The sequence below is a fragment of the Pseudarthrobacter sp. Y6 genome, assembly GCF_050156205.1.
Lineage (GTDB): Bacteria > Actinomycetota > Actinomycetes > Actinomycetales > Micrococcaceae > Arthrobacter.
Genome location: NZ_CP189574.1, coordinates 382,222 through 401,474 on the forward strand (window position 1 = coordinate 382,222; position 19,253 = coordinate 401,474).

22 protein-coding genes and 3 pseudogenes are annotated in these 19,253 nt (G+C 65.6%); 13 read left to right on the forward strand and 12 right to left on the reverse strand.

The window, feature by feature from the left end; genetic code table 11:
• Positions 1–68: 68 nt before the first annotated feature.
• A complete protein-coding gene (locus ACQCSW_RS01805) occupies positions 69–371 on the reverse strand; it encodes an IS3 family transposase (protein WP_426989244.1) in 303 nt (100 codons plus the stop codon).
• A 994-nt stretch (positions 372–1,365) separates the two neighbouring features.
• Here ACQCSW_RS01805 and ACQCSW_RS01810 point away from each other — a divergent pair.
• Positions 1,366–1,472, forward strand: a pseudogene (locus tag ACQCSW_RS01810) (IS982 family transposase); the annotation flags it as partial.
• Between the two features lie 20 nt (positions 1,473–1,492).
• Here the strand turns inward: ACQCSW_RS01810 and ACQCSW_RS01815 are convergent.
• From ACQCSW_RS01815 to ACQCSW_RS01830, 4 genes are read right to left on the reverse strand one after another with little or no spacing between them, the layout of a single operon-like run.
• Positions 1,493–2,884: a GntP family permease gene (locus tag ACQCSW_RS01815; protein ID WP_111909330.1), complete on the reverse strand. Its 1,392-nt coding sequence runs from the start codon at positions 2,882–2,884 to the stop codon at positions 1,493–1,495.
• Between the two features lie 21 nt (positions 2,885–2,905).
• Positions 2,906–3,541 carry a bifunctional 4-hydroxy-2-oxoglutarate aldolase/2-dehydro-3-deoxy-phosphogluconate aldolase gene (locus tag ACQCSW_RS01820; RefSeq protein ID WP_426989245.1) on the reverse strand — a complete coding sequence of 212 codons (636 nt, stop codon included), beginning with the start codon at positions 3,539–3,541 and terminating at the stop codon, positions 2,906–2,908.
• On the reverse strand, positions 3,531–5,189 hold the full coding sequence (locus ACQCSW_RS01825) for an N-acyl-D-amino-acid deacylase family protein (protein WP_426989246.1): 1,659 nt from the start codon (positions 5,187–5,189) through the stop codon (positions 3,531–3,533). The genes ACQCSW_RS01820 and ACQCSW_RS01825 overlap by 11 nt, the downstream gene beginning before the upstream one ends.
• 10 nt (positions 5,190–5,199) lie before the next feature.
• Entirely contained in the window at positions 5,200–6,537 is a 1,338-nt protein-coding gene (locus ACQCSW_RS01830) for an amino acid deaminase (RefSeq protein ID WP_426989247.1), read from the reverse strand.
• A gap of 210 nt (positions 6,538–6,747) precedes the next feature.
• Between ACQCSW_RS01830 and ACQCSW_RS01835 the strand changes: the two genes are divergently transcribed.
• Genes ACQCSW_RS01835 through ACQCSW_RS01845 form a run of 3 tightly spaced genes read left to right on the forward strand, consistent with a single transcriptional unit; the run spans position 6,748 to position 8,923 of the window.
• On the forward strand, positions 6,748–7,764 hold the full coding sequence (locus ACQCSW_RS01835; RefSeq protein WP_426989248.1) for a sugar kinase: 1,017 nt from the start codon (positions 6,748–6,750) through the stop codon (positions 7,762–7,764).
• Complete coding sequence (locus ACQCSW_RS01840) at positions 7,761–8,522, forward strand: IclR family transcriptional regulator (protein ID WP_426989249.1); 762 nt, start codon at positions 7,761–7,763, stop codon at positions 8,520–8,522. Before ACQCSW_RS01835 ends, ACQCSW_RS01840 begins: the two co-directional genes overlap by 4 nt.
• Complete coding sequence (locus tag ACQCSW_RS01845; RefSeq protein ID WP_426989250.1) at positions 8,519–8,923, forward strand: RidA family protein; 405 nt, start codon at positions 8,519–8,521, stop codon at positions 8,921–8,923. The genes ACQCSW_RS01840 and ACQCSW_RS01845 overlap by 4 nt, the downstream gene beginning before the upstream one ends.
• Positions 8,924–8,938: 15 nt before the next feature.
• On the opposite strand, the gene ACQCSW_RS01850 is transcribed toward ACQCSW_RS01845, so the two are convergent.
• Positions 8,939–9,373: a rhodanese-like domain-containing protein gene (locus ACQCSW_RS01850; protein ID WP_426989251.1), complete on the reverse strand. Its 435-nt coding sequence runs from the start codon at positions 9,371–9,373 to the stop codon at positions 8,939–8,941.
• 258 nt (positions 9,374–9,631) lie between these two features.
• Here ACQCSW_RS01850 and ACQCSW_RS01855 point away from each other — a divergent pair.
• A pseudogene (locus ACQCSW_RS01855) lies at positions 9,632–10,476 on the forward strand (IS5 family transposase).
• Here ACQCSW_RS01855 and ACQCSW_RS01860 read toward each other — a convergent pair.
• Positions 10,459–10,986, reverse strand: coding sequence for a hypothetical protein (locus ACQCSW_RS01860; RefSeq protein ID WP_426989252.1), 528 nt, complete (start codon positions 10,984–10,986; stop codon positions 10,459–10,461). The pseudogene ACQCSW_RS01855 and the gene ACQCSW_RS01860 sit on opposite strands and share 18 nt — an antisense overlap.
• Before the next feature lie 116 nt (positions 10,987–11,102).
• Positions 11,103–11,405 carry an antibiotic biosynthesis monooxygenase family protein gene (locus tag ACQCSW_RS01865; RefSeq protein WP_426989253.1) on the reverse strand — a complete coding sequence of 101 codons (303 nt, stop codon included), beginning with the start codon at positions 11,403–11,405 and terminating at the stop codon, positions 11,103–11,105.
• Positions 11,406–11,531: 126 nt separating this feature from the next.
• On the opposite strand from ACQCSW_RS01865, the gene ACQCSW_RS01870 reads away from it, so the two are divergent.
• Positions 11,532–11,978 (forward strand): GNAT family N-acetyltransferase, encoded by a 447-nt coding sequence (locus tag ACQCSW_RS01870; RefSeq protein ID WP_426989254.1) that lies wholly within the window; start codon positions 11,532–11,534, stop codon positions 11,976–11,978.
• Positions 11,979–12,053: 75 nt separating this feature from the next.
• Positions 12,054–12,386 carry a class IV adenylate cyclase gene (locus ACQCSW_RS01875; protein WP_426989255.1) on the forward strand — a complete coding sequence of 111 codons (333 nt, stop codon included), beginning with the start codon at positions 12,054–12,056 and terminating at the stop codon, positions 12,384–12,386.
• Between the two features lie 58 nt (positions 12,387–12,444).
• Here the strand turns inward: ACQCSW_RS01875 and ACQCSW_RS01880 are convergent.
• Positions 12,445–13,607, reverse strand: a pseudogene (locus tag ACQCSW_RS01880) (IS256 family transposase); the annotation flags it as partial.
• Between ACQCSW_RS01880 and ACQCSW_RS01885 the strand changes: the two are divergent.
• Complete coding sequence (locus tag ACQCSW_RS01885; protein WP_426990749.1) at positions 13,576–13,836, forward strand: hypothetical protein; 261 nt, start codon at positions 13,576–13,578, stop codon at positions 13,834–13,836. The pseudogene ACQCSW_RS01880 and the gene ACQCSW_RS01885 sit on opposite strands and share 32 nt — an antisense overlap.
• A gap of 173 nt (positions 13,837–14,009) precedes the next feature.
• Entirely contained in the window at positions 14,010–14,948 is a 939-nt protein-coding gene (locus ACQCSW_RS01890; RefSeq protein ID WP_426989256.1) for a PfkB family carbohydrate kinase, read from the forward strand.
• Between the two features lie 14 nt (positions 14,949–14,962).
• Here ACQCSW_RS01890 and ACQCSW_RS01895 read toward each other — a convergent pair whose 3' ends face one another.
• Together ACQCSW_RS01895 and ACQCSW_RS01900 are read right to left on the reverse strand one after the other, a co-directional pair.
• Positions 14,963–15,349, reverse strand: a complete 387-nt coding sequence (locus ACQCSW_RS01895; protein ID WP_426989257.1) for a LapA family protein — start codon at positions 15,347–15,349, stop codon at positions 14,963–14,965.
• A gap of 14 nt (positions 15,350–15,363) precedes the next feature.
• Entirely contained in the window at positions 15,364–15,645 is a 282-nt protein-coding gene (locus ACQCSW_RS01900) for a glycerate kinase (protein WP_426989258.1), read from the reverse strand.
• Positions 15,646–15,788: 143 nt separating this feature from the next.
• Here ACQCSW_RS01900 and ACQCSW_RS01905 point away from each other — a divergent pair, with 143 nt between their 5' ends.
• From ACQCSW_RS01905 to ACQCSW_RS01920, 4 genes are all read left to right on the forward strand, one after another.
• Positions 15,789–16,607: an HAD family hydrolase gene (locus tag ACQCSW_RS01905; RefSeq protein WP_426989259.1), complete on the forward strand. Its 819-nt coding sequence runs from the start codon at positions 15,789–15,791 to the stop codon at positions 16,605–16,607.
• 103 nt (positions 16,608–16,710) lie between these two features.
• Positions 16,711–16,959, forward strand: coding sequence for a hypothetical protein (locus tag ACQCSW_RS01910; RefSeq protein WP_426989260.1), 249 nt, complete (start codon positions 16,711–16,713; stop codon positions 16,957–16,959).
• Positions 16,960–16,986: 27 nt separating this feature from the next.
• A complete protein-coding gene (locus ACQCSW_RS01915) occupies positions 16,987–17,793 on the forward strand; it encodes a glycerophosphodiester phosphodiesterase (RefSeq protein WP_426989261.1) in 807 nt (268 codons plus the stop codon).
• 143 nt (positions 17,794–17,936) lie between these two features.
• Complete coding sequence (locus tag ACQCSW_RS01920) at positions 17,937–18,125, forward strand: DUF6480 family protein (RefSeq protein ID WP_426989262.1); 189 nt, start codon at positions 17,937–17,939, stop codon at positions 18,123–18,125.
• A gap of 88 nt (positions 18,126–18,213) precedes the next feature.
• Here ACQCSW_RS01920 and ACQCSW_RS01925 read toward each other — a convergent pair whose 3' ends face one another.
• The gene (locus tag ACQCSW_RS01925) at positions 18,214–19,155 is read right to left on the reverse strand and encodes an EAL domain-containing protein (RefSeq protein WP_426989263.1); all 942 of its coding nucleotides are present in this window, start codon (positions 19,153–19,155) and stop codon (positions 18,214–18,216) included.
• Positions 19,156–19,253: the final 98 nt, after the last annotated feature.

Genomic DNA, 19,253 nt, shown 5'->3' on the forward strand with positions numbered 1-19,253 from the left:
GTATTCAGACTAGGCAATGGCTTTTTGCCAACTAACCAAAAATGTCTTTTGCCATGCACAACCACGTTTCACGATCTGGAAGGCGTAGAGACGCTCGTTTCGAAGTGGTTCGGAGAGTTGTTGACTGCCTGGTGTTCCGTGTTAGTGGTTTGTTTGCGTTTCATCTTGCCCAGGAGATACTCCGCTGACTTGGTCCAGGTGAATGGTTTGGCGTCCTGGTTGTAGTTTTCGATGTAGCGTTCCATGGTTTCCTCCAGCTCTTTCACGGAGCTGAATTCCCCGCGTTTTAGGCACTGGCGGGTGATGATCCCGAAGAAGATCTCCACCATGTTCAGCCAGGAACAGCTGGCCTGGGTGAAATGCAGAGTCACGCGCGGGTTCGGCCAGCCAGTCCTTCGCGTTCTGGTGCTTATGGGTCGCATAGTTGTCACAGATGACATGCAGCTCGACCCCGGGGTGGGCGTGGGCGATCCGGCCCAGGAAATCGAGGACTCGATGTCGGTGTGTTTTTGGTAGAAGGCGTTCGCGCTGAGTTTGCCGGTGAGCACCTCCAGAGCGGCGAACAAGGTGGTGGTACCTTTGACCCTTCTATGGTTGTCAACCGTTGTTCAAGGTGGCGCCCTGCACCGTGGCGCCATGGACATCGGCCTCAAGGCGCCTGGCGCGTCCTCCCGTCAGGAACCGAGCTGTTGTCGCCCACGGTGGTGTTGAGCGGCCGACGATCCGCAGCCAGGGCCTTCCAGTGCTGGTTCGGCGACGACCTCCGCCGGTTGAGTCATCAGCCCGACAATGGCTCCACAGATGCCGTCGAAGGTGTCGCTGTGCTTCACCTTTAGCCAAAGGCGTTGGCTGCCCGCATACAGCTGCCCCGACGCGTTGATGACCAGGCCGTCAATTCCTGACTGCACATGTCCGCAAACCGTTCCGCAGCCAGCTTCCGTTCTGATGTAGCGGCGGACAGGTACTGCGGCGGCTCCCAAGGGTTCCTCACCGGCTCGCACCGGGACTGCGGACCTCGCTTCGCTCGGGCAGTGGAAAGCATTCTTCTCTATTTTGCTGCTGTTCTTCGGATCCTACGTGCCCGCTCCGGCGGGGAAACCCGCCTGCGGCCGGCTGCGGTTGCACACAAGGCGATCGGCGCTGCGCCTGTTTCCTCACACCTTCTGTGCAACCTTGCCCTTCAGGCTGCCCCGCCTCCGTCAGGCACAGCTACGCGATGCTTCGCCAGCAGGCAAAAAACAACGGGGGAAGGTCCATCTGTTGGTCACCGACACGGCCACCTCACCCCGCGGGCGTAGGCTACGAGTCCGGTGACCGGACAACGACGGGCTGATCCCGTCGTTGTCCGTCTGGCGGAATGCCACGCTCTACGCCAGAGTCGCAGCCCGCCTCCTGGCCTCGCCGCCGGCATCTGGCACAACCGGCGCGTCAACGCACCCCGCAAACGATCCCTCATCGCCTACGACCACTAAACCCAATCGGACTCAATCATCTAGACGAACTGGTAGATCAGGGCCGCCATGCCGAAGCCGACCACGGAGAGCACGGTTTCCAGCACGGTCCAGGTCTTCAGCGTGTCCTTGACGGACATGTTGAAGTACTTGGAGATGATCCAGAAACCACCGTCGTTCACGTGGCTGGCGATGATGGACCCGGACGAAATGGCCACCACGATCAGGGCCAGCTGCGGCTGGGAGAAGGCTCCAGTGGTCAGGCTGGGGGCCAGGATGCCGCCGGTGGTAACGATGGCCACGGTGGCCGAGCCCTGCGCGATCCTCATGCCGGCGCTGATCACAAACGCTGAGACGATAATCGGCAGTCCAGCCTGGGACAGCGATCCCGCCACCGCGGTGCCCACGCCGGTGGCCGAAAGCACTGCGCCGAAGAACGCGCCTGCGCCAACAACCAGCAGGATCATGCCCACCGGGCGGAGCGAAGATGAGGTGATTTCGCTGAGTTCAGCCGAGGTCATGCCGCGGCGGATGCCGAGCAGCCACATGGCCAGCAGGACTGCCACGGTCAGGGCAATGGCCGGGTTGCCGAAGAACACCAGGGTGGACTTGATGGGGCCTTCGGGCGCGAAGATGTTGCCGAAGGTTCCGCCTAGGATCAGGAGCATCGGCATGCCGATGGCCAGCAGCACCAGGCCGATGGACGGTTCGTGGCCCCTGGCTTCCTCGGCCTCATCGATGATCCGGTCCTCGGGAACGTCGATCATCACGCGCTTGCCGATCCAGGTGCCCCAGAGGATACCCGAGGCAAACCACGCCGGAATACCGCAGATCAGGCCCATGATGATGATCCAGCCGAGCTCAACGTGGAACAGTCCGGCCGCTGCAACGGGGCCGGGGTGTGGGGGCAGGAAGGCGTGCGTCACGGACAGGCCGGCCAGCAGCGGCAGTGCGTACAGTGCCAGGGACTTCCCGCCGCGGATCGCTGCCACGTAGACCAGGGGTGCCAGGACAAAGATGCCGATGTCGAAGAATACCGGGATGCCCAACACGAAGCCTGTGATGCCCATGGCCAGCGGGGTGCCCTTTTCGCCGAAGATCTTCACCAGGCGGCCCAGCAGCACCTCGGCGCCGCCGGACCGTTCAAGGATGGCACCCAGCACCGTTCCGAGGCCGATGATCACTGTGATGTGACCCAGGATTCCGGCGAACCCCTTTTCAATCAGGGCGTCGCTGCTCTTGGTGGCGGAGCCCACCAGGGCCTCCACGGAGACCCCGCCCACCAGGGCCACGATCACGCCGGTACCCACCAGGGCGATGAATGGCTCAAGTTTGACTTTGATGATCAGGAACAGCAGGAGGGCAATGCCCACTCCCGCGAGGAGGAGGAGGCCGGCGGTGTCGTGCCGCAGCCAGGTCAAAAACTCGTTCATAAGGGTTCTTTCTGGGAGGGATCAGTTAAGGATGCCGGTGAAGGCGGCGGCCCGGGCCGAAATGTCGGCCCAATCGCCGGCTGCCACCGCTGCCGGGGGAACAACGCTGGTTCCGCAACAGACGGCCATGGCGCCGGCGTCGAGATAGCTCTTGGCGTTGGCGGCATCGATGCCACCGGAGGGAAGAAGCCGGATTCCGGGGTAAGGACCCTGGAGGTCCTTGATGTAGGCCGGTCCGAGCTGCCTGGCGGGGAAGATCTTGACCACTTGGGACCCCAGATCAAGTGCCTTCGCCACCTCGGTGGGGGTCATGGCGCCGAGGCTGAACGGAATGCCCGCCGCCGTGGCAACCGCTGCGACATCCGGCCGCAGGCCGGGAGTCACCAGGAACTGCGCGCCGGCGTCGATTGCCGCGCGGGCCTGGTCGCCGGTCAGCACTGTTCCGATTCCGACGGCGGCACCGTGCTGTGCGGCGGTCTCCGCCGCCCGCTTGGCGTGCCGGAGCACGTCCGGGGTGGTGAAGGTCAGCTCCACTGTGCGGATACCGCCGTCGGCCAGTGCCTTGCAGAGTTCCGCGGCGTCGGGGATGGAGGGCGCCCGCACCACCGCGAGGGTGCGGTCGGCTTCGAGCTGCCGGATGAAATCTTCAGGAGTCATGGGTTTCGGTGCTTCCTATTCGGGTGCGTCCGTCACGCTGCCGGCGGAGGGCGCGGCCGGAGCGGGCGCCGGTGGGCTGCCCGCCGTCGATCGCTGCCGTGCCGTTGACGAACACAAAGTGGATGCCGGCGGATGCCTGGCGGGGGTTGTCGAAAGTGGCTTCATCGCGGACGGTGTCCGGGTCAAACAGCACCAGGTCTGCTGCGTAGCCTTCGCGGACAAGTCCGCGCCGGTGCAGCTTCAGCCGGGCTGCAGGGCGGCCGGTGAGGTGGTGGACGGTCTCTTCGAGCGTGAGCAGGCCCAGTTCGCGGCAGTAGTGGCCCAGATAGCGGCTGAAGGTACCCCAGGAGCGGGGGTGCGGCTTGGCGCCCACCAGGATGCCGTCGCTGCCGCCGGTGTGGCTGCGGTGCTTCATGATGGTCTGCACGTTCTCCTCGTGGCCCACATGCTGCAGGATGCCCGTTCCCAGACGGTCCTCGCGCAGGATCCGGACGAAGACGTCAAAGGGCGGTTCCCCGGTTTCGGCGGCGATGCCGGCGACGGTCTTGCCAACGAGCGCGGCGAGCGCCGGGTTCTGCACACCGCTGATTTCCAGCGTTTCCCACTCGGCCACCACGCCGTGGCAGCCGTCCGAACCGTAGATTTCCACGCTTTCGCGGATCCGTTCCGCGGTGGCGGGGTCGCTGAGCCGCTCCAGCGTTGCCTCGGTTCCGCCGGAGGAGGCCCAGCTGGGCAGGATTGCCGAGAGTGTGGTGGCGCCGGGCAGGTAGGGGTAGGTGTCCAGCGTGATGTCCACGCCGCCGTCGAGCGCTTCATCAATGAGGTCCAGCAGTTCGCCGGCCCGTCCCTTGTTCTCGGCAAAGTTCATGGTGGCGTGGGAGAGATGCAGGGCGCAGCCGGTGCTGCGGCTCAGCCCGATCATCTCCGCGTAGGCCGCCAGCGCGCCCTTGCCGTAGGAGCGGTGGTGCGGTGCGTAGAAGCCGCCCAGCTCCCCCACCGTCCGGCAGAGTTCCGCGAGTTCCTCGGTGCTGGCGTACATTCCGGGCGTGTAGGTCAGGCCGGAGGACATGCCCACCGCGCCCTCCTCCATGGACGTCCGGATGACCGCCTGCATCTGCTCCAGCTGCTCCGGCGTCGCAATACCCTCGGCGAAGCCCATCACCATGGCCCGGACCGTGCCCTGCGGCACCAGGTACGCGGCGTTGGTGGCGATCCGGCCGCCGTCGTGGACGGTGTCCAGCCGGGCCAGGTACTCGCCCACGGTCCGCCAGGAGAAGTCGAAGTCGGCGGGGTTGTCATTCCAGCCGGCGATCTTCTCCCGGACCCCGGCCAGGGTGGCGTCGTCCACGGGGGCGTAGGACAGGCCGTCTTGGCCCAGCAGTTCGGTGGTGACGCCCTGGCTGAGTTTGGCGTAGTGGTCCGGACTAACGAGCAGCTGCAGGTCCGAGTGGGCGTGCATGTCGATGAACCCGGGGCTGAGGACCAGGCCTGTGGCGTCGATGGTCCGTCCGGCGCCGGTGCCGTCGGCCGTGAGATGTCCGGCGGGGGCCACCTGCGCAATGAGGGTGCCGTCCAGGAGAACGTCCGCCGGCCGGCGGGGCCCGCCGGTGCCGTCCACCAGCACGGCGTTGCTGATGAGTGTTTTCATCCGGCGGCTCCTAGAAAAAGGTGTGGATGAGATCCACGACGGTCTGGTCCCGGTCCGTATCCGCCAGCACGGGAATGAGCGTCCACTTGTCGAAGGCCGTGCACGGGTGGGAGAGCCCCAGCCGCACCACGTCCCCCGGGCGCACCGTGGTGGTGCCGGCGTCGAACGCCATATAGCTGTGCTGGTCGTTGACGGCGGTGATCTGGGCGCCGGTGAGCGGCGTCATCGGGCCGCCCAGGGCGGAGCCGATCAGCTGCGGACGCGGCAGTCCTTTGTCCACCGGGAGGTCCCGCTTGCCGGCGTCGAGGATGGCCAGGCCGGGCTCGGGCTGGGACACCACGCGCGCCCAGCCGTGCATGCCGGCGGCAAACGGGGTGCCGCCGTCGCGGGAAAAGGGCGAGATTCCGCGGTAGAACCCGTCGTCGTGGATGATGTACGCGCCGCTGCGGATCATAAGCTCGACGGCGGGTCCGCCCTCCGCGGTGCCTGCCGTGATGCAGGACGCCAGCACATCAACAACATCATCGAAGTAGGCGCTGCCGCCGGCGGTGATGATGATGCTGGTATCCGCGCCGTAGAGGCCCTCGGACAGAAGCTTCCCGTGGAGCTCCTTCATCGAGCCGAGGTACGCCCGCACAGCGGCCAGGCTGTCCGCGTCGGCGGCATGCGCCAGGGAACCCTCGTAGCCGCTCACGCCAACGAGCCTCAGGTGCCCGGACGCTGAGACGGCCCGGGCCACGTCCAGGACGGCGTCAACGCCGCGGGCTCCGGTGCGTCCGCCGGTGCCGCCAAGTTCAACCAGGACGTCCAGGACTGCGGTGCTGCCGATGGCCTCGAGGGTACGGTCGATGACGTCCACGGTGCCGGTGGAGTCCACCCACGACAGGATGGGCATCTCCGCCGAGGCGGTTCCGGCCACCCATTCGATGGCGTGCGGGTCGGTGAGGCTGTTGGCCAGCTGCAGCCTGCGGACGCCGAATTCGCGGGCCACCCGGAGCTGGGCGAAGGTGGCCACGGTGATGCCCCACGCGCCGCGGCTGAGCTGTTCGGCCCACAGCTGCGGGGCCATGGTGGTCTTTCCGTGCGGGGCGAGCAGCACGCCGTGTTCGCCGCACCACGAGGCCAGGCGGTCGGCATTGCCTCGCAGGGCACCGGCGTCGAGGGTGAGCAGCGGGGTCTGGAAATCGGCCAGGCGCGGGGCGGTCCCGAGAAAGTCACCGGCGGTGAGTCCGGCAGCGGTGGCGGGCACGGCCTTGTGTCGCCAATCAAGCCCGACTGCGTTCAGCCTGGCAACGGCGTCCGCAGCGATCGGGGCTTCGGCGTGGCCGCCGGAGAGGGAGGTATTCACAGAGTTGGGTCCCTTCGGGGGAGCATTCTTCGATTGCGTTGCGTATTTTGCAACGCGTGTTGCAAAGCTGTTGGTGATATGTCTAACATGGTGCCGGACGGGGAGTCAAGGCCGGTGCCTACCGGGAAGGGACCCCATCCGCCGCCGGACGGCTAGTTCCGCGGCGTGCCGAGTGCCGCTGAAAAGCGCAAGAGGGAGTTCAGGATTCACATGCTTTCAGCTGTGTGTATTGGCGAGACGATGGCAATGCTCACCCCCGACCAGCCCGTGCCCTTGCACCAGGCCACCTCGCTACATTTCGGCGTGGGCGGTGCGGAATCCAACGTGGCCATGGGCCTGGCAGCCATGGGATTGGAGTCCCACTGGGTGGGCAGGGTGGGCCGGGACGGTTTCGGCACCCGGATCCTCGATGAGCTCCGCGGCCACGGCGTGGGCGTCACCGGCGTCGAGGTTGACCCCCAGCTGCCCACCGGCCTGTACGTGAAGGTCCCGGCCCAGGAATCGGACACCGACGGCGGCAGTTCAGTCCTGTACTACCGGCAGGGTTCTGCCGCCTCAGCCATGGGCCCGGCCACGCTGGCCAACCCTGCCGTCGCACGTCTCCTGGAGCACGCGGCGCTCATCCACCTCAGCGGCATCACGGCCGCCCTGTCTGAGGGCTGCCGGGAGCTGACGGAGGCCATCTTGGCCGCCCCGAGGCAGGGCCGGCTCATCAGTTTCGACGTCAACTGGCGCGCTGCCCTCTGGGCGGGCCAGGACCGCTCCGTGCTGCGGCGGCTGGCGAATCTTGCCGACGTGGTGCTGGTGGGCAAGGACGAGGCGGAACACGCCTTCGGCACCACCGATGAGGCCGAGCTCCGCCGCCTGCTCCCGGACCCGTCCGTGCTGGTGGTCAAGAACGAAGCCGCCAGCGCCATCGCCCTGCTCCGCGACGGCAGCCGGGAGGAAGTTGCCGCCCTGTCCGTGGACGTGCTCGAACCCGTCGGAGCCGGCGATTCATTTGCCGCGGGCTACCTCAGCGGCAGGCGGTTCGGCCTGGACCAGAAGGCCAGCCTGCGCCGGGGCCACGTGGCCGCCGCCTGCACCCTCACGGTCCACGGCGACCGCGGCCCCCTCCCCGACGCCGGGGAGCTCGCCGCCATCCTGGACTCGACCGATGCCCAGTGGGCCGCCATACACGTCTCGGGCGGCAACTTCAGCACCCGGAAGCGGAGCGTGGCACCATGAGCCAGAGCCTGATGCGGGCCATGGACCTGCTGGCGGAACTCGCCGCCAGGCCGGCCACCCTGGACGAGCTCGCCTCGAAAGCGTCCGTGCACAAAACCACCGTGATGCGCCTCCTGCACACCATGGAGGAGAAACGCTTCGTGGTCCGCGATGAGAACCAGCGGTTCCAGCTTGGCTCCAAACTCTTCGAACTATCCTCGCTGGCCCTTGAGCAGCGGGACATCCGCAAGGTGGCCCACCCCCATCTGGCCGAACTGAACGGCCGCACCGGACACACTGTGCACCTGGCGGCGTTCGAGGGCAACGAAGTGGTGTACATCGACAAGTTCGAGTCCCACCACCCTGTCCGGATGTACTCGCGAATCGGCCTGACCGCGTCGCTGCACTCGGCCGCCGTGTCCAAGGTCCTCCTTGCTGACATGCCGCGCAGCCAGCAGGAGCGCATCGCGGCGGGACTGGACTACATAAAAGTTACCGACAATACCCTGACCTCACCGGAGGCCCTGCTGGCCGAACTGGAGCAGGTCAGGATCCAGGGCTGGGCCCACGACAACACCGAGCACGAAGCCTTCGTGCATTGCGTCGCGGCACCCATCCGCGACGCCAGCGGCGCCGTCGTGGCCGCAGCCTCCTGTTCGGTACCGGTGGTGATGCTCAGCTATGAAGGACTGCTGGAGCTGCTGCCCGACCTCAAAGCCAGCACCGAGGCCATTTCGCGTGACCTCGGCTGGATCAGCCACGAAAGGACCACACCATGAGCGACAAAACAGTTGTACTGACCGAAAACGCGCCCGCCCCCGCCCACGTCTTCTCCCAGGGGATCAAGAAGGGCGGCCTCTTCCAGGTGTCCGGCCAGGGCCCCATGGATCCGGCCACCAACCAGTACATCGGCGAAGGCGACGTCCGCGTCCAGACCCGCCGCACCCTCGAGAACGTCAAGGCCATCCTGGAAGCCGGCGGCTCGTTTGTGGAGGACGTGTTGATGTTCCGCGTGTACCTCACCACCCGCGACGACTTCGCGGCCATGAACGATGTCTACGGTGAATTCATCCGCGAAAACGTCCCCAGCGGAGCACTTCCCAGCCGCACCACCGTTTTTGTTGACCTGCCGCACGAAGTGATGCTGGTCGAAATCGACGCGCTGGCGGTTACCGCGTAGGTCCTCCGGAACTCGCTACGACGTCGACGGCGGCAGTTCCGGGGCGGCGGGCTGGTGCGCCGTTACCAGGCTGTCTGCGGCCCCGGACCTGACGCCGTCTGCGGTTTCCACGGGCAGGCCGTTCCTGGCCCAATACTCAATGCCCCCGAGCATCTCCCGCACCTCGTAACCAAGCTCGGCGAAAGCTAATGCAGCAACAGCGCTGCCGTTGCAGCCAGGGCCCCAAGAGTAAACCACCACTTTGCTGCCGGCCGGGATCATTTCCGGCGCCCGCGCCGGGATCTCCGCGGTCGGCAGATGGACGGCACCCGGCACATGGCCGTGTTCCCAGGAGGCCCGCCGCCGGGTGTCGACCAGCACGAAGGCGTCTCCGCGATAGGCCTCGGCAACATCCATGATGTCGATCTCGAATCGGAGTTTGGCCCGGAAATACTCGGCAGCGGTGTTCATGCGAACAACCTACCCGACGGCGGCAGTTTCGTGGCGCGCATTGAACCACCCTGGCGTCCCTGTTCGGTGAGGGATCCTGTGACGGACAGTTCTCAGCCCTCGAGGACGGACATCGGCAAGCCGCCACCGTGCACGGAAGGGGCGATGCTATCTAGGGCGTGTCTCCTAATGCTGGGGGTGGCTTGTTGGCAAAATTGAGTGGTGAGTTCGCGTTATGCCTTGTTGTCCGATGCCCAGTGGGAGTTCATTGCCCCGTTGATGCCTGATTCCTCGGGGAAACCGGGGCGGCCGTTCAATGACCACCGGTTGATGACAGAGGGCATCATTTACCGCTACCGGGCAGGTATTCCATGGCGGGATCTCCCTTCCCATTTCGGGTCGTGGAAGACCGTATGGAAGCACCACCGCCGCAACAGCGCCAGCGGGATCTGGGACAGGGTACTGGCTGCGTTGTTGACCCGTGCCGACGCGCAAGGGCTGATCAACTGGGAGGTGTCAGTGGACTCCACGGTGAACCGTGCCCACCAGCACGGCACGAACCTTCCCCGCCACACAGGGGGACCTCTCGAATTACAGGAATCTGCTTGATGAGCCGGATGATCATGCCATCGGACGCTCCCGCGGCGGCCTGACAACCAAGATCCATGCCCTGGTTGACGGCAACATGCGCCCCTTGGTCCTGCTCCTGGGGCCCGGTCAGGGCGGGGACTCGCCCATGTTTGAAAACCTCATGGATGCCCTGAAAGTCGAACGGGAAGGTCCCGGACGGCCCGCGCGGCCGCCCGGACCGGGCCATGGCTGACAAAGCCTACTCATCCAAAGCGATCCGGAGCTACCTGCGCGGGCGGGGCATTGAATGCGTCATCCCAGAAAAGGAAGACCAGAAAGCCAACCGGAAACGCAAGGGCTCCTCCGGCGGCCGGCCCGTCACCTACGACAAGGACGCTTACAAGCGCCGCAATGTCGTCGAACGCAGTTTCAACACCCTCAAGCAATGGCGCTCCCTGGCCACCCGCTACGACAAACTGGCCCTCACCTACCGCTCAGCGGCCGTTCTGCACACCGTCATCATCTGGAGCGCACTATTAGGAGACACGCCCTAGCTGCCAGCCGTCCGCGGATGCCCGGAACGTCGCGGTCTGCGGCAACGAGTAGCCCGCCGGGACGCTGCGCGGCCCATTTGTCTTCGAGCTGAGGTATTCCTCGGTCATCTCCGAACCGGTCACGTCGATTGACTCCACCATCACCGTCGTCGAAAAGGACGTATACCAGAACCCGGTTGATTTGAATCCGGTCTTCGACCGGGCCACCACTGGGAGGTCCCGCTCGCGCTTGGCCCGGTAGGCCGCCGTCGTCTGCCCGTTGGCGAGGCGCGGGGCGGTGGGAACGTCGAGAACTGTGCCGTTGCGATCCTCGACGGCAGCCTGGACGATGGCCGCGAGCTCGGACGACGACGGGCTTGGCACCGTCGCGGTCGGTCCCACCGTCAACGGCCCGGCTGCCGGCTGGCACCAGGCAAGGGCGAACCCGAGCAGCGCCGCGACGGCGGCCGAGGTGCGTAGGTACTTGATCCCGTACCATGGATGTCCTCCACAGCCTGCCCTGCCAGCCACAACCGGTCAACGGGGGATCAGTGATGTCCCGCTCAAGGTCGTCTTTCGAGATGGCGGGGTGTTTCGGTGAAGGTTCCCCTTCCGGGGCGACGGCCGCCGGGCAGCCTAAGGGCTCTCTATTGGGGAGCAGAGTTCACGAGCTTGTAGTGTTCGACCAGGGGAAACGGCTCGTAGAACCTGTGCAGTAGCTCCCGCCACTGCTGATACTGAGGGGATCCCCTGAAACCAACGGTGTGGTCCTCCAAACTGTCCCACTGCACGAGCAGCAAGTAGGTGCAGGGAGTTTCGATCGAACGCGAGAGCGACAACGAGACAAAGCCAGGCATCGACGCAATAATCAAACGAGCCCGATCGAACGCTGCCTCAAAATCTTCTTCCTGGCCAGAAATAACGGGAAGCAACGCGTGTTCGGTAATCATCGGGCAAGTCTCGCAGATTCCCGAAGATCGTTCCCGTGACGGACCTAATCCAGAGTGGTGATTCGAGCCCAAGTTGCTGTTGCGGACGGCATTGTTCGTGCGGATCGGGCATGCCACGATTGCAAAGTGACTACTTTCTGGACAAAGCGGCTCGTCCGAGGCGATCTGACAGCGGCGCGTGACATGTTCGCGATGATGGCTGCTGTATTCGCAGAGGATGCCGAGCCGCTCTCCGACGACTATCTTGTTTGGCTTCTCGATCGAGATTCGTTTTGGGCCATCGCCGCATTCGCCGGTGACGACATTGTTGGCGGCATCACCGCCCACATTCTGCCAATGACGCGATCCCCATCGTCAGAGGTATTCATCTATGACCTTGCAGTGCGCCAGGATCACCAGAGGCAGGGCGTTGGAAGCAGGCTGGTTCTCGAACTACGCGAAGCCGCAGCGTCAGCAGGCTTCGGCGAGGTATTTGTGCCAGCCGACAACGAAGACAAGCACGCTCTCGACTTCTACCGGGCACAGGGAGCCGCGGCGTCCCCTGTGACATTCTTTACCTTTACCGCCCGGTAAAGGTTCGCTGAGCGGACCGGCTTACGGGCAGCTCGGGATACCCGCCCGTCGATCACGGCAAGGTCTAGTGGAATCATGCCAACGGACATCGAAATCGAAGCGCGCGTGGGTAGTCTCGAAAAGCTGCTGCCGGTAGTCGCGTCATTGGCAGATGAGGGACCCGAGTACGTTGTCCAGGATGACACCTCCTTTACCTGCCCGAACGGCCGTCTCAAGCTTCGAGTTTTCCGCAAAAGCCAGGGAGTGCTGATCTACTACCGCAGGGCAGACAATATCGGGCCGAAGCCTTCGTTCTATGTCCATTCAGAAACGTCGGACCCAGACGGGCTCCGATCAGTCTTGGTTGATGCCTACGGCGATGCTGGGCGAGTTCGAAAACAGTGCCGCACCGCCTCGTCGCGGCAGTAGAAGGTATCTGGACTGCAGGCAGGGACTATCTCATTAACGGTGTATCCGGCATTTTCATTTAGTAGTTTTCAGCTGCCGGGAATCGGTCGCTGAAAGTGATGGCGAAGGCGTTCAAAGCTGGCTTCCAACGCACGGCCCATCGGGTCTTGCCGGCACCGGTCGGATCGAGGGACCGGGTGACCAGATGAAGGCACGTTAGCGCAGCCTGCTCGGTCGGGAAATGACCCCGTGCCTCGACGGCGCGCCGGTACCTCGCGTTCAAGGATTCGATGGCGTTCGTGGAGCAGATGACCCGCCGGATTTCCACGTCATAGTTCAGGAAGTGGATGAACTCCTCCCATGCATTCTCCCAGAGCCGCACGATCCCCCCGTATTTCTTGCCCCAGCGCTCCCTGAGCTCCTCGAACGCTGCCCTGGCCGCGGCGGCGTTCGGGGCGGTGTAAATGGGCAACACGATCCCGTTTGAGGGCGTCCCAGTCCTTCTTCGAGGCCAGCCGGAAGGTGTTCCGGATCAAGTGGATAATGCACGTCTGCACGGTCGTCAGAGGCCACACGTTCGCCACGACCTCGGGCAGGCCCTTGAGCCGGTCGCAGACCAGGAAGAAGCTGTCCTTCACGCCGCGGTTCTTGATGTCGGTGAGCACGCTCATCCAGAACTTCGCGCCTTCACCGCCGGTCCCGGCCCAGAGCCCGAGGATATCTTTCTCCCCGTCCAAGGTGACGCCGATGGCGGCGTAGATGGGCCGGTTGGCGACTTGCCCGTCCCGGATCTTGACCTTCGATGGCGTCGATGAAGATCGCGGCGTAGACCTCGTCCAGCGGACGGTTCTGCCAGGCGGCCATCTCCTCGAGCACCCTGTCGGTGATCCGCGAGACCGTCTCCTTTGAGACAGACGCCCCGTAGATCTCGGCGAAGTGCGCGCTGATCTCCCCGGTGGTCAAACCTTTGGCATAGGGCGAGAGGACCATCTCATCGACGCCGGTCAGGCGGCGCTGGCGCTTCGCGAGGATCACGGGCGTGAACGTGCCGTCCCGGTCCCGCGGCACCTCGATCTCGACGGGTCCGGTTGTTTCCGTGAGGACCGTTTTGACCCGGGTGCCGTTTCGCGAGTTGGCGGTGTCCTTGGCCGCGGTCTCGTGCTTTCCATAGCCGAGATGCTCGGTCATCTCCTCGTCCAGGGCCGTCTCGATGACCGTCTTCGTCAGCATCTTCGAAGAACCCGGCGCGCGTTCCGGCTGCGTGGAACATAAAGATCCGGCCGGACTCCACGTCCACCAGGAGGCTCGGATCGCCGTAGCCATTGAGGCCGCCGCCTTTCCGCACCACCTGCTGCGCGCCCCAGGTCCGGCCGTTGTTCGTGCTCCGGCGGAGCAGCAGGTCGATCGGGCTCGGCAGGTCATCGAGGTTGGGGCGGCCGTAGTAGGCGGCCAGCAGGGTGCCCTGCCGTGAGACGGCGAGGGTGGGGACCCTGTATTGCCGGTAGCCGCCGGTGCCCCGGACCGCGAGGACGCGTTCGACATGGCAGCCGTCATTGGCTGGAGGACATGGGATGTCATATCTCCATGGTAGGGGACGTGTAATACGCCTGTGTGGGCCGGGCGTTTGTCTGGCAGAGTATGACCATGCTCACAGTTATCGGCGAAGGCCTTGTTGACGTTGTCCAGCGCGCCTCCGGAATCGAAGCCCACGTAGGCGGCAGCCCCCTTAACGTCGCGGTAGGGCTGGCCCGTCTCGACCATCCCGTGCAGTTCATCGGCCGCTATGGCCGCGACGCCTACGGGGATTCAGTGGCGGCGCACCTGCGCTCCAGCTCCGTCATGCTGCCGCTGGGCCCCGACGAGCTGCCTACCAGCGTGGCCACCGCCGTAGTTGACGACGACGGCGCCGCCACCTACACGTTCGATCTCGCTTGGGAGCTTCCCGCCCTGGCGGACCGCCTCGCCTTTATGCTGCAGGGAACCACCCTGCTGCACACCGGCTCCATCGCCACGATGCTGGCGCCGGGCGCAGCAGCGGTGCTCGCCGCCGTCGAGCACGCCCACCCCGCCGCGACGATCAGTTTCGATCCCAACTGCCGGCCCAGCATCATTTCCGACGTGGATTATGCGCGGCGGCAGGCGGAGAAATTTGTCACTCTCTCAGACGTGGTTAAGGCCTCCGACGAGGACCTGGAGTGGCTGTACCCGGGCGTGGACGTGCTGGAATCAGCGCGCCGCTGGCTGTCGTTGGGCGGTTCCGAGGGGCCGTCCCTGGTGGTGGTCACGCGGGGCGCGGCCGGTCCGTGGGGGATTACGGCCGCAGGTGAAGCTGCGATTGACGCGCCTCGCGTGGAAGTGGCCGACACCGTGGGTGCCGGTGATTCCTTTATGGCCGCGCTGCTTTCGGGGATCGTGGACCGGGGCCTTGACGGCGCGCAGAACCGGAAGGACCTGCGCCAGCTTCCGGCCGAGGGTCTGGCTGAGCTCCTGGCCCACGCTGCCCGCGCGGCGGCCGTCACTGTTTCCCGCCCGGGCGCCAACCCGCCCACGCGTGGCGAACTGAACGCGGTTCCGGCGGAGTAGCGCGGGCGGGGTTGCTAGCCGTCGGTGACTTTGCGCCGCCGTCGTTCACTGTGGCGCAGCTGCAGGATGCGGGCGCCGCCGGCGATCGCCACAAGGATGCCGCCGCCGACGGCTGCAATGAAGAAGGCCACGCCCTGCGCAAGCCGGCCCTCCCAGCCAAGGAACTTAACAGCCACCATGTCCTGGTTCTGGATAAAGAAGATGATCAGCAGCACCAGCACCGCGAGGCTGACCGCCACGGCACTCCAGATGACCGCGGCCCGGGTGACACGGGCGGGAGCGGCACCGGCGGGAGGACGCGCGGCAGGCTCGGCGCGCTGACCCGGGGGCTTCTGGACCGTGGGCTGGGAATCCGGTGTCGGCGGGACAACGGCACGTGGCAGCGGTTCTTCTGAGCTCATACCGTCATTGTCTCTCAGCTACACCGGATTCGGGCGTTTACCCACACGTCACGGGCGGAGGCACCGTTGGGGCCGAGCAGCGGGTTGTGGACGTCGCTGGCAACGATGAGTTCGGTGTCGGCCAGCTCGGGGAGTGAGGTCCGGTGGATGGTGTGGATCCGGCCCAGGGCCCTGCCGCTGCCGTAGAGCTGCCGGCCGTCGGCGTCGCGGAAGCTGTGGCCCAGGGCCAGAATGCCGTCTACGATACCGATTTTCAGGCCGAGCGGACGCTTCGGAGTGGAAGTCTGGCCGGCCACGATGCGGGTGGCGGCCGACGACGCGCAGGCTCAACAGAACGTCGCGCGGCGTCAAAAAACGTCGCCGCGCGACTCCAAGGGGCCAGCGGTCAGGGAGGAAGCGGCACGGCCCGGGAAACTCCACGCCCACGTAGACTGGCAGGATGCGGCTGGTAGCAAGTGACATTGACGGAACGATTCTTGGGCACGACGGAAAGATCAGCGAGCGCACCGTCCGTGCCTTCCACGCATGCCGGGACGCCGGGATCGAACTCGTTTTTGTCACCGGCCGCCCGCCGCGCTGGCTCCACCCGCTGGAGGAACAGCTGGGCCACACCGGCACGGTCATCTGTTCCAACGGCGCCGTGGTGTGGGACCTCGAAGCGGACCGGCTGGTTTCCGCCCGGACGCTGGGCATCGATGCGGTGCTGGAACTGCGGCGGATCATCAAGGAACTGCGCCCCGCCGCGCTCTTCGCCGCGGAAACGCTGACCGGATTCCACCTTGAGCCCGGTTTCATCGAGAACGGTTCCAGCGAGCTGCTGGCCGAATTTACCCCCGCCCCGCTGGCCGAAACGCTGACCCCGGACGACGCCGTCGTGAAGTTCCTGGCGATTGTCAGGGATGGCACCGCGGACGACTTCCTGGCAGCCGTGCGGCCCGCCGTCGCCCATCTCGCGTCCGCGACGCACTCCGCGCCGACCGTGGCGATGCTGGAACTGTCCCTCCCCGGCGTCAACAAAGCAGTCACCCTGGCGGAATACGCCAAAACCCTCTCGATCGACGCGGCCGACGTCGTGGCGTTCGGGGACATGCCCAACGACGTCGAGATGCTGCGTTGGGCAGGCCACGGGTACGCCATGGCCAGCGGCCATCCGGACGCCATCAGCGCCGCCGGGCAGCAGGCACCCCACTTTGACGACGACGGCGTGGCCCAGGTTCTGGAGGCCAGGCTCGCGGCGTTGGGGGTAAGGCTGTCCTGATCCCGGCTCCCGTAGCCGGAATTCACAGCTTCCGCTCACCTTGCGTTCACGTTTGCCCCCTAACGTGGGCGGTGGATAACCATCCGCAGCTTGAGGGGGAGTCATGGCAAGGAACGGCAACCAGAGGGCGGCCAACGCACCGCTGCGCCCAGCAGAACCCGCCGCGCACTGGAAGGCACTGAAAGAGGGAGACCGCGTGCGCGTCCGCCTCGCCCCGGGATACGAAACCGGCGGGTTCGTGGACGCCATCACGTGGGACCATACCGCTGTGTGGGTGGATCTCGACGCCGGCCATGGCCGCACGCTCCTGCACTGCAGTGACGGCGTGGAGATTGTGCCGCAGGACGCATAGCCCAGCGGCTCCGGTACGCTCACAAGCGTGACTGAGCCGTTTTTCGATGCTTCCGGCGGTGCTGCGCGTCCCTCGCGTCCCATCGCCATGGCCCACCGCGGATTCTCCCGGGAGGGGCTGGAGAACTCGATGGCCGCGTTCCGGGCCGCCGCCGAACTTGGCTATGTGTACCTCGAGACGGATGTGCACACCACTTCCGACGGCGTGCTGCTGCTCTTCCACGACGACACACTGGATCGGGTCACCGATGGCCGTGGCCGGATTTCCGAGCTGACCGCCGCCGAGGTTTCCACCGCGCGGATCTGCGGGCGCGAGCCCGTGCCGCTGTTCGATGACCTGTTGACGGCCTTCCCGGCTGCCAGGCTGAATCTGGACGTCAAAGACTGGAACTCCGTGCAAAGCCTGGCCGCCGGCATCGAACGGCACGGCGCGCATGACCGGGTCCTCGTGGCCAGTTTTTCAGACCGCCGCCGCCGGGCGGTGCTGAACCTGCTGAGCCGTCCGGTGGCGTCGTCGGCAGGGATGGTGACGAACGCGCTTTTTGTCCTGCTGGGCCCGGTGCTTCCGGCCACCTGGCTGCGCTTTGTGCTGCGAGGCCCATTGCGGGATGTCCAGGCCCTGCAGGTTCCGGTCCGCTACGGGGCGATCCGGGTGGTGACGCCTGCCTATGTGCGGCGGGCGCACGCCCTGGGCCTGATGGTCCATGTGTGGACCATCAACCACCCCGCCGAGATGCACCGGTTGCTCGACCTGGGCGTGGACGGGATCGTGACGGACCGCGCGGATCTGCTCAAGCAGGTCCTGCAGGAACGCGGCGAGTGGCCCGGCAGCTGACCCGGATCTGTTGTGGCGGGTGCGGTCAGCCGCGTCCCAATCCCGTGGACGGGTCTTCGTCGCCTTCCGGCAAGCTACCCGGGCCGGGCTTCAGACCCGGCGCCTTTTCCTCTTCGGCTGATCCCACGAACCCGGACCAGCCAGTGTCTGATAGGCCGGGTTCCGATCAGTCAGAGAAAGAGTCTCAGCAGTCCAAAGACTCTGCAGCGTCAGCCAATCCTGATCCCGTAGAGGGAAATATCACCGGACTGGAGCCGGGCGGGGGAGTGCCGCCGGGCGAAACCCCGCCGGCGGAAGACCAGATGAGCGGCGACCAGGGGCACAGCGAATAGCCCGGGACGGGTTTGCCTGTTCGAGGCGCGGTGGCCTGAGGGTTGGTCTATCGGTGCTGGCAGCCCCTGTGCCGCCGTGCGGTCAACGTCAGTCGGAGCCGCCCGGACGGTGGGTGGCGTGATCGGCTGCGGCGGCGAGGTGTCGGAGCCCGTCGGGGTCGAGCGGCGTATTCCACGCCGCCCAGTCCTTCGGCCGGACGGAGGGCCGGCCCAGCAGGTAGCCCTGGCCGGCGCTGAAGCCCAACACGGTGAGGACGTTCAGTTCCTCGGCCGTTTCAACCCCTTCCGCCACGAGAACGGTGCCGATCTGCTCGGCAAAGTCCACCAGGCACGCGGCCAAGGCGTGCTGGGAGGCATCCGTGTCCACGCCGCTGATCACGTTCCTGCCAACCTTGATGAAGTCAGGCCGCAGATGGAGCATCCGGCTTAGGGCGCCCGCGCTGGGGTGTGAATCATCGATTGCAATGCGCAGCCCGCGTTCCCGGAGCGGCGTAATTGCGGAAACGAAATGCGAGTATTCCTCGTCCGGAATTTCGTCCGTCAATTCGAGCACAATGCGGTCTATTGGCAGCTCGATGTGTTCAAACAATTCGGGTAGCCGGGGATCCAGGCATGATGCGGGGGAGATGTTCAGGGAGACGTAGAGGTGCGCGGGGAGTTTCGCGGCAGCGGCGGCTGCGGACGCGAGGGCCGAGAATTCCAGGTTGGCGCCCAAGCCAACGGCGGCCGCCTCGGCGAACCAGAGCTCCGCGCTTGCGCCGTCGTCGCTGACAAAGCGCGACAATGCCTCTACGCCCACAACGCCTTTGGATTCGAGGCCGTAGATCGGCTGGAACGCGGTCATTAGCATCTGGTTTTCCAGCAGCGCGCTGATCCGCGACAGGCTGCGCAGGGAATCCAGCCGCTCGGCAAGCTGTGGCGGCATGACGCTGGGAGGCTGCGGGAAGCGCGCGGTGTCGGGGGTTTCCGCGTCTGTGGTGTCCTGTTGCCGGCGTTCCAGAAGATATTCCAGCAGGGCCCGTTCCGGCATACCGGGGTTTTCCCCCAAGCGGCTGCTAAGGCGCTGACGTATTGCCGCCCCGGCAGGATCGGAATCCGCCAAAACCGCAGCAATAACTCCCCAAGCTT